General features: G+C 60.2%; 10 protein-coding genes. 3 read left to right on the top strand and 7 right to left on the bottom strand.

The window, feature by feature from the left end:
* Window positions 1–5: 5 nt before the first annotated feature.
* Genes NK8_RS37190 through NK8_RS37180 form a run of 3 tightly spaced genes read right to left on the bottom strand, consistent with a single transcriptional unit; the run spans window position 6 to window position 2,858 of the window.
* A complete protein-coding gene (locus tag NK8_RS37190) occupies window positions 6–440 on the bottom strand; it encodes a MerR family transcriptional regulator (RefSeq protein WP_213233593.1) in 435 nt (144 codons plus the stop codon).
* A complete protein-coding gene (locus NK8_RS37185; RefSeq protein WP_213233592.1) occupies window positions 437–1,849 on the bottom strand; it encodes a coniferyl aldehyde dehydrogenase in 1,413 nt (470 codons plus the stop codon). Before NK8_RS37185 ends, NK8_RS37190 begins: the two co-directional genes overlap by 4 nt.
* A 52-nt stretch (window positions 1,850–1,901) precedes the next feature.
* Window positions 1,902–2,858: an acetoacetate decarboxylase (ADC) gene (locus NK8_RS37180; protein ID WP_225936573.1), complete on the bottom strand. Its 957-nt coding sequence runs from the start codon at window positions 2,856–2,858 to the stop codon at window positions 1,902–1,904.
* A gap of 624 nt (window positions 2,859–3,482) precedes the next feature.
* Here NK8_RS37180 and NK8_RS37175 point away from each other — a divergent pair.
* From NK8_RS37175 to NK8_RS37165, 3 genes are all read left to right on the top strand, one after another.
* Complete coding sequence (locus NK8_RS37175; protein WP_213233591.1) at window positions 3,483–4,274, top strand: 2OG-Fe(II) oxygenase; 792 nt, start codon at window positions 3,483–3,485, stop codon at window positions 4,272–4,274.
* A 70-nt stretch (window positions 4,275–4,344) separates the two neighbouring features.
* Window positions 4,345–4,992 carry an alanyl-tRNA editing protein gene (locus NK8_RS37170; RefSeq protein ID WP_213233590.1) on the top strand — a complete coding sequence of 216 codons (648 nt, stop codon included), beginning with the start codon at window positions 4,345–4,347 and terminating at the stop codon, window positions 4,990–4,992.
* A gap of 1,257 nt (window positions 4,993–6,249) precedes the next feature.
* Entirely contained in the window at window positions 6,250–8,133 is a 1,884-nt protein-coding gene (locus NK8_RS37165; protein WP_213233589.1) for a hypothetical protein, read from the top strand.
* Between the two features lie 21 nt (window positions 8,134–8,154).
* Here NK8_RS37165 and NK8_RS37160 read toward each other — a convergent pair whose 3' ends face one another.
* The 4 genes from NK8_RS37160 to NK8_RS37145 form a co-directional block, all read right to left on the bottom strand.
* On the bottom strand, window positions 8,155–8,970 hold the full coding sequence (locus NK8_RS37160; RefSeq protein WP_213233588.1) for a hypothetical protein: 816 nt from the start codon (window positions 8,968–8,970) through the stop codon (window positions 8,155–8,157).
* A gap of 677 nt (window positions 8,971–9,647) precedes the next feature.
* Window positions 9,648–9,959, bottom strand: coding sequence for a hypothetical protein (locus NK8_RS37155; protein WP_213233587.1), 312 nt, complete (start codon window positions 9,957–9,959; stop codon window positions 9,648–9,650).
* Window positions 9,960–10,322: 363 nt separating this feature from the next.
* The gene (locus NK8_RS37150) at window positions 10,323–10,808 is read right to left on the bottom strand and encodes a hypothetical protein (RefSeq protein WP_367657829.1); all 486 of its coding nucleotides are present in this window, start codon (window positions 10,806–10,808) and stop codon (window positions 10,323–10,325) included.
* A gap of 775 nt (window positions 10,809–11,583) precedes the next feature.
* Window positions 11,584–11,886, bottom strand: coding sequence for a hypothetical protein (locus tag NK8_RS37145; RefSeq protein ID WP_213233586.1), 303 nt, complete (start codon window positions 11,884–11,886; stop codon window positions 11,584–11,586).
* Window positions 11,887–11,988 lie beyond the last annotated feature (102 nt).

Genomic DNA, 11,988 nt, shown 5'->3' with positions numbered 1-11,988 from the left:
GCAGCTCAGACCGGAGTTCGCCGGCTGCCTCTGTCTGCGCTCAATTGCATTTCTGACAGCACGCGCCTCGCATTCGCGGCGCAATCCATGTCGGCAGGTTTGGCGTCAATCTGGGCCAGCAGCGCGAGCAGGTGCGCTTTGTTCTCGGCAAGCTGCACTTGCAATACCTCGATGTCCTGCACCTTGCGGCGCAGGGTGCCGATCAGGTCGCCATGTTTCCAGGCGGCCAGCTCGTCAGGCAGTAGCGCACGTAGCTCATCCAGACGGAAGCCTGCTTTCTGCGCGGTCGTAATCAACTGGAGCACGAGCACCGCATCTTCGGGATAGCTGCGGTAGCCATTGGCCTGCCGCTCCACGACCTTCAGCAGGCCAATGCGCTCGTAAAAGCGGATACGCGACGGCGCGAGGCTCGTGCGTAGCGCGAGTTCTCCGATCTTCATGGCGATGACGCCTTGTTTTTTCCCAACGTGAGCGAGATGGCCATGTCGGCGAGCCTGCCGAAGGGCGCATGCAGCAGACCGGGGAAGTTCCAGCGGCCCTGCACAAAGACGCCCTTGGCGTGGCTCATCGCACGGAAACCCTCGATGCCATGATAGGCCCCCATGCCGCTCGGGCCGACGCCGCCAAAGGGCAGATCATCCTGCGCCACGTGAATCAAGGTGTTGTTGATGCCGACGTTGCCGGACGTGGTGTGCGCCAGAAGCCTGGCGCAGTCGCGGTCCTCGGCGCCGAAGTAGTAGAGCGCAAGCGGGCGGGGTCGCGCGTTCACATAGGTGATGGCCTCGTCGATGGTGCCGTAGGTAAGCACCGGCAGGATGGGGCCGAAGATCTCCTCCTGCATGAGGGGCATTTCATCGCCCGCATTGACGACGAGCGTCGGCACCAGGGTGCGCTCGCGCCCGGGCATGTGGGCAGGGCGTTCTCCCACCTCGATCACGCGGGCGCCACTGCGGCGCGCGTCGTCGACCAGCCCGTGCAGCCTGTCGTAGTGGCGATCGCTGACGATGGTCGTGTAGTCGCGGCTAGCGGGGCCAGCCGGGTAAAAGCGATGAACCGTGGCGGTGTACTGGGCGATAAAAGCTTCCAGGTCTTCCTTGTGCACCAGGGCGAAATCCGGCGCCACGCAGGTCTGGCCGGCGTTGGATAACTTGCCGTACGCCAGGCTTTGCACGGTGCGGTCGTTGACGTGGCCACGCGCCACGATGGCGGGACTCTTGCCACCCAGCTCCAGGGTCACGGGTACCAGATTGTCACTGGCAGCGTGCATTACCTTGCGACCGACCTGCGTGCTGCCCGTGAACAGCAGGTGGTCAAATGGCAGTGCACTAAACGCGGCACCAACCTCTGGGCCGCCCAGCACCACGGCCACCTCATCTTCCGCGAAAGCCCCGGCCAGCATATGCCTGAGCGCCTCGCTGGTGCGCGGGGTCAGCTCCGAAGGCTTGAGCATGGCGCGGTTGCCAGCGGCCAACGCGGTGGCCAGCGGCACCAGCGTGAGGGAGACGGGGTAGTTCCACGGCGCCATCACGCCCACGACGCCCAGCGGCTGGTATTCGACCCAGGCGCGCGCCGTGCGGTAGAAGAAATTCACGTGGCGGCGCTCGCGCTTCATGAAGTGGCGCAAGTGGCTAGAGAGATAGTCGATGGCCTGGATGACGCAAGACAGCTCCATGATGTCGGTCTCATGGCGCGAACGGTTGCCGAAATCGGCGCTGACCGCGTCCTTGATTGCTTCGCGGTGCGCCAGCACGGCAGCACGCAGCCGGGCGAGCCGGGCCTTACGCACCGCAAGGTCCGGCGGCCCATCGTGGAGGAATGCGTTGCGCTGCCGGCTCAGCAGGTCGGCCATGCGAGCGTTGTCTTCAGTCAAATGGTCTCTCCCGGTTTCTGGACGACTGCTGTCAACGCCTAGCGTCGGATTTGAGCAGGCTGGGTGCGTACAGCGCCGCCTGGAAGTCGGGCACGTACTCGTATTTGAGCATCTTTCCCAGCTTCAGCGACGCGATGAAGCGCGAGAGGCTGCCGTCCGTCAGCATCAGCTTCACGGCGTCCGCGCTGGACGTGCTGGCATGGCGCAACTGGCGGGAGGTGGTGTAGCCGGTGGTCAACCGCCCTCGCGGGTCGACGTTCGTGAAGCTGTTGGTCACCAGTGTTTCCTTGCTGGAAGAAACGTCGAGCTTGCGCGTCTGAAGCGTGACGTCGAGCGCCTGGGTTTGGCTGTCATAGATCGTGACGACAACGTTGTTATCGCCCTCGCTGTAGTCGATGCGCGTGAGCCACTTGGGCAGGTTGTAGCCAACCACACCGCGCACCCGCGCCAGTTCGGTATCGACGGGCAGCTTCAGCACATAGCCCCAGAAATCGTCGGAAAACGACTGGCCCATCAAGGAGAACGGCCCCCAGTTCGACGAACCAGGTTTGTTGGTGACGACGGATAGGCCGATCTCGTTGTAGCTGTCGTTGTCGCAGTAGTGGTAAGCGTAAGCGGTCAGCGCGACAACGCCTCTGCCCGGCCACACTTGCAGCGGCTGCACCTGCTCCCGCACCTTGGGCGCTATCAATTCCCGCAGCCGTGCGAGATCGGCGGTGAAGATGGCCGTTACACGGCTGTTTTCGTAATAGAAGTTCGGCGACCAGCTTTCAAAGCCGATGTCGACCTTTTCCTTGGTGATCCCCTTGAACCAGCTCAGGTCGGCGGCCGGCGACTCGGCGGCGATAACGGAGAGCGGCGGCCTGGAGCGGAAGCGGTCGTACAGGCCGCCTTTTACAACGGGGACATCGTGCTTACCGATCTTGATCACAACAGTTTCGGCCGGCAGGGAGGTGTCGACGGAGGGAGCCACGGAAGTGCTTTTCATGCTCTTGCCTCGAAGGTGAAATGGCATCACCGCCGAGCATAAGCTTTAAGCTAACTTCAAGGTCAAGCCCCTCGGGCCACTTCACGCTTCATCGTGCACCCCGCGTCGACAATGTGCCGGAAACCACACCTGTTGAACGACCGCAATTGGGCAATGTGAAGGGCCGCTCCGGGTCGGGCCTCGTCATTCGGGTGCCCGAACTAATTGCTCGGAAGCGGTCACTGATTTCTGCGGCCCCGAAGCGGCCAATCGGCAGTGCGCACTCCCGACCCACTACCGTCGTTCGGAGGTTCGCCAGTTCAACGGCGGCTCGATTTGAGACAACGGTCATTCCAACCAAGCGCTGGGCCGCATATTGGCAAGAGCGCGCTGCCCGCAACATGTCGCTGCGGTTGTACAACCGGTCATTCTCCGGAGTGGTGCAGAGCCCTGAGAATTACGTTCGACGCCGCAAACAGCAGTTTAGGTTGCATCGCGGTGCGCTACGCTTTAAACCGGGTTGTCTTCTGTCGATTCCAAGATTGGAATATTCGAAGGGAGCGACTCGGAATCTACGAGAGGGCCGTCCCCCCTATTCTGAAGTCATGGGATCACGTCTGATCCTAACGGATGAGGAATAGGACCATGAAGATTTTCACTGACACTTCCGGCAAGCTCTCCACCGAAGCGCTGAGGCTACTGAGCACGGGCGAATTCCAGATTGGTCGCTTCAAGGGCTTCTATGACGAGCACGCGTGCGACCGGGCGGCCGACGCACTCATCGCCTCGCCATTGCTAGGCGTTTATGAAAACGCGCCTGACATCGGTCGAGTGGGAATGGCGTTGTTTGAGGCGGTCGTGTCGCAGCGCAACCTCGAAATCTATCTCGAGCAAGCGCCGGTGTGGCTCGAACAATTGCGCGCAGCGGTGAGTCCCGTGCTGTCTCCGATCGACAAGGTGCGCCTGCAGCTCGACGAGTTGTGGCCCGCTGGCGCTCGGCTTGCACGCCTGAAGGGACTGCCGATGTTCGCCGGCCTGATGCGGCTGTTCCAGAACAGCGCCGGCGCTGAGCCGCACATCGACAATGCCGGGTGGGATGCGGAGTCGGTTGGATTATCCGAGGAAGTGGCCTCGCCCGTACAACTCGCGGTGAACATCTACCTACGCGTTCCAGCTGAGAAGGACGGCGGGGCACTGTTCGTCTATGAGCGTCGGCCGGACCGTGAGGACTACGAGGCCAGAAAGCTGACGGACTCCTATGGACTCCGTGTCGATGACCTCCCGCCTCCAATCCGGATAAATCCCGAGGTGGGCGAGTTGATCATCTTCGATGCGCGACACATCCACGAAGTCGAGCCATCGCGCACCCCGCGCGCCACCGCATCGATGTTCATAAAGACGTCGGGGCCCGGTCAACCGCTGGAGCTGTTTAGCTGACAGCCAAAGACCGATCGAGGCGAAGCGCCGAAGACGCTTCGCCGCAGAGACATTGACAGGAGAACCGATCATGACCCGAAAGCTGTATTTGGCCGAACCGCATACGTATTCTGGCACGGCGATCATCACCGCCATCATTCCCGGCGAACGTCCGACGCTTTGCCTTGACCAGACATGGTTTCATCCGCAGGGTGGCGGGCAGAAGGCCGACAGGGGGCGCATCGGCGCGAGCAGCGTCCTGCACGTTTCGCATAACGCCGATTCGGTGGACCATTTGGTGGATTCGGTAACGGGCTTAAAGGAAGGGATGACCGTGGCGCTCGACATTGACCGGTCGTGGCGAATGCTCAATGCGAGCTACCACACGGCGGGGCATCTGATCGCATGTGTCGTGGAAGCCCTCGTACCCTCGCTGCACGCCGTGTCCGGTCATCAGTGGCCGGGTGAAGGCCGTGTCGAGTTTTCTTTGGGAGATCAGACAGCAGACGTTCCAATGGACGAAGTCAACTCTCGCATCGCACAAGACATTCAGTGCGATTTGCCAGTGTCTCTCCACGGCGATCCCTATCGCGACCGGTGCATTCGTATCGGGGACTATCCCCCCATTGCCTGTGGCGGCACGCACGTACGAAGTTTGGGTACGCTCGCGTCGGTAAGGGTTACTGCCGTGAAAAAGAAAAGCGGGCAAATCCGCGTGAGCTATGAAGTCAGTACCTAGTAGTGAATTGCAAAGCTGTCAAATCACGGCAAATGTGAGTTGAAAGCGGCCATTGAAAGCCGGCCGCTTTATGACTGACGAAATCGTTCACTCATTGGGGCAAGTAGAATCGGACCAGCAGGCGCGCGGGCTTATTATCCCCGATGGGGATTCGCCGTCCTTTCCGATTCGTTAAGCACCAGGAGGCATGACGATGTCGCCGGACAGGATCATTAAATATGTGCAAAAGAACTACCGTCTCTACTGGCGCAAGGTTCGCGGACTCGACTGCGAGAGGTTCTGCACGCTGCTGAAGATTCCCGACCGGCCACTGCAAGCAGACGAATATTCAAGGCTTACCAATCCGAAAGCGAGCACACCAAAGCGAATCTGTCAGCGTTTGGAGGACCGCGACGTCCTCGCAAGCATCGAGAACGCGCTACTTTGCGAAGGGCTGTTCGATTGTCGGTCGGAATCGGAAATCGACGCCGTGATGGACGCAACGGTGTTTGGCCGCACAAAGCCGACTCGGCCCACGAGGGCGCACGGCAGCTTCATCGTCGCTCAAACCCTCCCCTTCAAACGCCTTGCGCTGCATCCACGAGAGGAGAGGGCGATCAACCACCTTCTCAATCACATCACCGATGGCCGCTTCAACGTCATCTGCTGGACCGATCCACCGCCAATCGGATCCTCGTTCGTCGCCCACACGCTGGCGGCCAATTCCCTACCTCAGTGCGAGATTACCAACACCTATCTGATCAAGCCCAGCCTAGATGCGGACAACCGGGGCGTTCTTGCACAGGAAGCCTATTCACCGGTTGACGTATTCGATGCGGCGATGAATGCGCTTTGTGAACACCTCAACCTCGAAGGGCGCGCGTCAGGACTTCAGATCCTACAGGCGCTGCGGCGTATGCGAAGCGTACTTTTTGTCCTTCACGCGGAATGCCTCGCTCCGGAGTCCCGCGACAACGCCAGCAAGCTGTGCGATCTGATTTCCGAGGCGCGGTCGGATTGTCTGCGTAAGGAGGGGCCGGCGCCCGTCGTCCTCATCGGCAAGCCGCCCGTTGAGCTGTCGTCCGGGCGGACCACCGTAGTCAACGACATGGGAAGCCTGTTGGCCTTCGGGAGCAGAACGAGCCAGGAGCGCAGCGAATTTTTCGAGTCACAATGGAGGCGTTTCTGCGAGTTCAGGAATAACGTGATCGCGGATGACGTTGGCGCCAGACTCAAAAGAGCGCGCCAGTACTGCAATTCAGAGGTGGAGCCGGTCATGTGGCCGAGCACCATTCGGCTTCTAGCGTTCTTCGCATCGAACTACGAACGTTCAGCTATTTCGATCCAACCGCGGGCTGGAACCACCTTGCCGCGCTGCCGCCCGAGCGACTGCCGGATGACATCCGCATGTACCTTGAGGACGCTCGGTTTCAAGCCCTGACGGTGCCGTCGGGCAAACGACAGCCCGTCCTGCGGGCGCTCCGATGGTGCAGCACCGCACTCTACTGGCTAAGCGACGATGCAGTTGCCCAGCTCGGCAAGATGGCGCCGCGGACCACGGTCGAGGGCTTTCGGCACTCCATCGAAAAGGTGCCGCACCTAGTGCAACTAGACAGCCAATCGCAGGGCCGCCGGTCCTTGTACCGGATGGATCTCGCCCTGCGCGCCGTCCTCCAGGACCAGTGGGCCAAGCAGGATCCGTTTGGACGCGCTTGCGTTCATCATCAGATCGCATGGCGCCTATACCACTTGCGGGACAACAAGGAGATGCTAACGGCGGAGTTTCCCATCGAGCCGCATTGGGGCCGATCCCGCATGCAATTCCTCGCGGAGAGCATTCGTCATCTGATGCGTGCGTGCGGAAACTCGAATTCACCGCGCAATCGGTCGGAGCCCGATGAGCCGTACATCACCGGAGAGTTTCCTTCCGCGCCGAATGACACGCTGTTGGGATGCGATCCGGTGGAGGTTGTCAATTTCTGCTTCGGTAAAATCTTCTGGCAGGAGCTGAACGGGAACAGCCGGAGCGGCACGATTCATAACCGCAAGCTATCGAGGCAGCATGGCGCCTATCAGTTGACGGGAGAGCTGCTTCAGTTGATGAGCCAAGACAACCGGCTGGGGGAACCGCATTGGGCGCTCAGTCCGGAGCATGTGCCACGCTATCTGCGAGAAGTGGGCTATGCACAACTCGACCTCGGCGACCTTCCCGGAGCCACGCGGAACTTTGAGCGTCTGATCGAGCTGACATCGCAACGTGGTTCCGGCCCGCTCGAGCGATTCGACTATGAGCTCGACCTGATCGTCGTCCTCGCCGCCCGCAACGAGTTGGACGCCGCGAAGGCGAGGCTCGACTCCATTAAGACCGCTCTCTCAAGCCTGATGCCAGTTGGTGAGGCGAACTTCGACGCCCGACGCGCGCGACTGAATTTGGAAACCCGCGTCGGTGCGCGGCAGGCTCAATTGCGCTATCTGGGCGGGGATATACAAGGCGCGCGGGAGATTTATCAGCACATGGAATCTCAGCGCGGCCCGGCGCTGGTCAGGGATGTCGCTCATACGTACATCGCCACGCTCGGCGCAACCAAGGAGGAGTCCGACCTGCGTCTCGCAATGAGCATCTGCATCCGCAATCTCTTCGAGAATACGTCGCACGGTCTCCACCACGAAGCGTTGGGATTTCGGGTCGCGCTCGGGCATCTGTTCCGTCGCCTGCGGATGGCCGACGCAGCCGAGGCGACGCTCGACCAGGTGTATCACGACATCCTGCAATATGGCTGCTCGGAACGCACGTTCCTCGCGTTTCTGCTTGAGGCGGGAAGGACGGTGGCCGAGCAGGAGCGTTACGCACGCGCTTACGCGGCTTACCTGCGGCCATGCTTTGATCGCGCCCAGTCACGCGGGTATGTACGCGTGGCTGAGGCAGCAAGGCGCCACAGCCGTGATTGCCTGAGCCGGCTGCGCGCTACACTACTGGAAGACCCGGATGCCGGAGAAGCGCTTCACGAGCAATTACTCGGACGCGGTCATTATCTGTCTATCCATACGCCTGCCGCCATCGATCCGCTCTACGCCTACGACATAGATTCGAGCGAGCGCTGGGGACCCCGCCTGACTACGCTCGCCGGGCTCGGGCTCGAACTTGAGGGACTCGCGCCGTGAGCCCGCATCGCGATCCGGGCATCAAGGCTCACGACGTTCGAGCATCGCATGCACCATGTTTTCCACCAACGAAAACAGCGCCTCGCTTTCGTTGAGGAAATCCGAGCGCCAGTCGCGTGCGTTCATCAGATTTCCATCGCCGAGTCTCCACAGCAGGACGTAGCTCGCCAGTGATTCGATCTTCATTTTCAGTTCGACGAGACGCTGACCTCGCAGGAGATCCGTGGTCGGTTCGCTCAGCAAATAAATGAGTTGCCATCCCGCATCCTCGATGAGCGTGTAGTTGCGCGATGCGATATTCCTCACTGTCGGGGTGCGCACGACGTACATCAGTCCCGCTGCGTTGGTTTCGAGATGTGCACGGGTGACGTGTTGTTGTGCTTGGTCGAGCGCGACGCGCAATTCCGCCAGATAGCCTCGCGCGAGTTCAAGAGGGTTGACGGACTCGTGAACAACGGTCCACCCCTCCACGAGTCCGTATCCTTCGCCGCGCACGGCCCTCAGGAGATCGACGCTGAGCCCCGCTGCGGCCAGCGCGGTCTTCGCGTGATACGCGAGCTTGGCGAAGTTCGCGTCGAGCCCGATCGACGTCACGACGCTCAATTGCCCGTAATCCGCGACGTTGGGCCAGTGCCGGATGACCTGAACGACAAAGTCGCGGGCGCGCGTCCCCGGGAAGCGACCCTTTCGACCATTCACGAAGAAATCCAACGAGTCGAGGCGTATCTTGACGGTGGAATCAGACAAGAAAGCCAATTGGAGCGTGTCAGCAGCGTTCCTCATTTTCCTTCTCCTCGTCATACCTTTACTCAATATCGCATCGGTCAGGCGAGGCACGAAGCTCTTTCGGTTCTTAAATTGCAATACCTGCCTTTAGCAAGAAGTCAGATTTGCTTTTCTCAGAGCGCATATCGCTGACATTAGCATATGACAAATCGTTTCCACCAAGACTTTGGATCTCCTTGTGGTATTGCATCGCACGCGTCGTTCAGACGCCGACTTACCGTTTCTTGGTTTAAAAGTCGCTGAATAGCGCGAACTGCGCCTTGCCTGTTCGTGTGAGAGCGAGCCGCAAGCGACGGCACGCTCGAACAGCGGCGCCTCGTATCGACGAGGCGACGATGTAAGAGATATGCTCTACTTCGTAGATTACTGACGCTGGTCAACTCGTCCCCGAGCAGCCTTTCGGTAAAAGCCGGTTCTTATTGTTGCCCTTGTGAATGCACGCGATGCACCACAGGCGCGCACTATTCCGTGGAGATCCCACAAGTATTGCTTGAACCAAAGGTCCGGTCGCTGAGGCGGAACGGACATGGAAGCGACTCATAGGCGGCGCCAACGAACGACGCTTGCTGGCCGGGTCGAGGCAGTGCCACCGGCAATTTGCTCGCCGGAAACCGGCCATTGAGCGGGGGGCGAACGAGACCTTGGCGATTCAATGTGGATGGCGACCTTGGCCGGGAGCTCGTGGCCGACAAGCGCCCCGCGGTCCGAATTTCGTCAATGTCAGGGCGTCAGCGATCAGCGTTTTGCCATTCCCGCGATTCATCGATGCGATCGCTCGGACCATTTTCGATGAAATCATCCTCAAAGGTCTGTCCGACCAAGTGATCGTAGTCCGTCGGCTCGCTATTCACGATGGCTCGGAACATCTGGATTAATGCGTTGCCATCGTGTAGATGTGCGACGACAACACGAGCGGTGCGCAAAGAAATAGACTCGCGAACGGGCGGAGCCGTGCTTCCGTCGTGTAGTTCGAAAGCAAAGCGATGAATCTCTTGATGCCCGTCCGGCAGCCGTGTATGTCCCCAAATTGTTGCTTTCATCCCTTGCGCCCTGAATGTTTTTCCCCAAAAGGACCGCAAGGTTGATGCCACGGCGGTCCTACCCGCAACTGGCGAAGGGAGGTCAGCTACTGGCCGCGTAGAGGCAATGTCACCTGCGATCTGCTCGCCGAAGACCAGCCATTGAGCGTGGGCGGACGAGACCTTGGCGATTCGCATTGGATGGCGACCCCGACCGAACGCTTGTGGCCGCCTGAGACCTGCGGACGTGACCAGGACCTGCGCCGCAGCGCCATGCTGTCCGCGTAAAGCTGTCAACAAATCGCGCCGTCCGATCGCGTTGAATGAAGGTTGTTGACCATCTTCAGTTCCTCGCAAGCATCGGAACCTTCAAGTCCCCGTGTGTCAGCGTGCAGCGCGGTCGTTTACTCTCGCTCGGTCACCGTAAGACGTGCAAAAGCGCATCGACGGCGTGCTCCAAGGAAGGATCAACCGGACGCAAGACAACTCGCGATAGCGCTCGACATTGTTCGACCAGCGCTTCTCCCATCTGGCGAGCATGTCACCGGCTTGCCGTTGCAACGTGAGCAGTTCCCAGCCGAGATGGGCGGCAAGACGCTCGCACGCCGGACCGCTGTCCTTCCATTCAACACGGCCGAGATCGGAATGAACGAGGACGCGCGGACCGCTGTGGCCGATGGCGTCCAGATGGCGGGCAACCGCGAGCGCGCAGGCGACGCTGTCCTTGCCGCCGCTCACGCCGATAGCGACGACAGCGTCGCTCGCGAGCAGCGCCGACACCTCTGGCACAAGTGCGACGTTACGGGCACGCGCTGGAACGTCGCCGCTTGAACGGGCGCGAAGCGAAGAAAGATCGATGGTCTGGAGCATGGGCGAAGAAGAATCGGGGTAGGTGATTCATCTTCGCAGCTACAGCGCAAAGTCAAGTAGGCGGGGCTTTAAGAGGAGCTACCGAAAGAAAAGCCCGCAACGCGGTGAACGAAAGCGGGCTAACGGACGTGATCTACAACAGCGCGCGCCCACAGCCACGGGGACGCGCAGTAATAGCCTAGTCGGTAAGCCGCGGTGAGCAAGAAAAGCCCGCTCACAAAAGACGGTCTCGTCGACATCCGACCGGCCGATGCGGGTGGAGAGAACCAAAACGTGACGTATCCAACAGTTTGTGTCCTTTTGTCAGTCTATATTGCCCCTACCCGTTCATAAGGGTGCTGAGAGACCAGACCATACAAAAACAATAAAAACTGAGGCCATCCAGGGCACATCCCTGGATGGCCTTTTCTTCGCCTGAAATAGGCACCCAGCGTCGCACCGGTACTCGCAGCTCGCGCTCCTGTCGGCGCGCTCCTTCGTGTCCGCATTTTTTCTTCCCTTCCTGTCCGTTGGGAGCGCTGTTTTTTTCGAATCGCGAGCTTTTTAGCGACCTTTTCAATGCATCGGCTTCGATGTCGATGGCTAGAATGGCCTCTCTCTCAGGTTCGTCGACGGCCCTCGGCTTTGCGACGGACTTTCAAGCGCTGCGTCAGCAATGGAGCAGGCGCTTTTTTTGTCTTCGCTGCGTGCCGCCGGCTCCAGCCCGATCGCGACGACCGCGTCGGTCGCGAGCACCGCCACTTCCTCACGCGTGAGTGCGACGTTTGGGTGCTCTTTAGGCGGCCGCGCGCTCCTCTCTGAGCGGCGCACTTTCAGCGGTGGCTCCCTCGAACTCGTCGATCGCGCGATGCAGTGCGTTGATCCGCGCCGTCTGCGGCGGAAGCAGCATGTAATTACGATCCAGCGCCGTCGCTCGGCTCCGCCAGTAGGCGGGCGTCAGTCCAGGTACCCGCATCGGGCTGGCGGGCAGACATTTGACGATGGCCTCGAGATGAGCGATCTCAAAGTCGGCTTCCCGAGCCGTGCGTTTATGCGTCGCTGCAGGCGTCGATGCAGGCAGTCGCTTGAAGTTATTCACGGTTTTCTGCTGCGTGAGAAAGAAAGGTTAACTTAGCGCAATGTATGTGCCATCCATCCGACGAATTTGCATCGCTCGCTTCCCGGGGCGACAATCTCCTTG

Source organism: Caballeronia sp. NK8, from assembly GCF_018408855.1.
GTDB lineage: Bacteria > Pseudomonadota > Gammaproteobacteria > Burkholderiales > Burkholderiaceae > Caballeronia.
The sequence above is the reverse complement of the archived record's forward strand: the minus strand, read 5'-3'. Positions and strand labels throughout refer to the sequence as shown.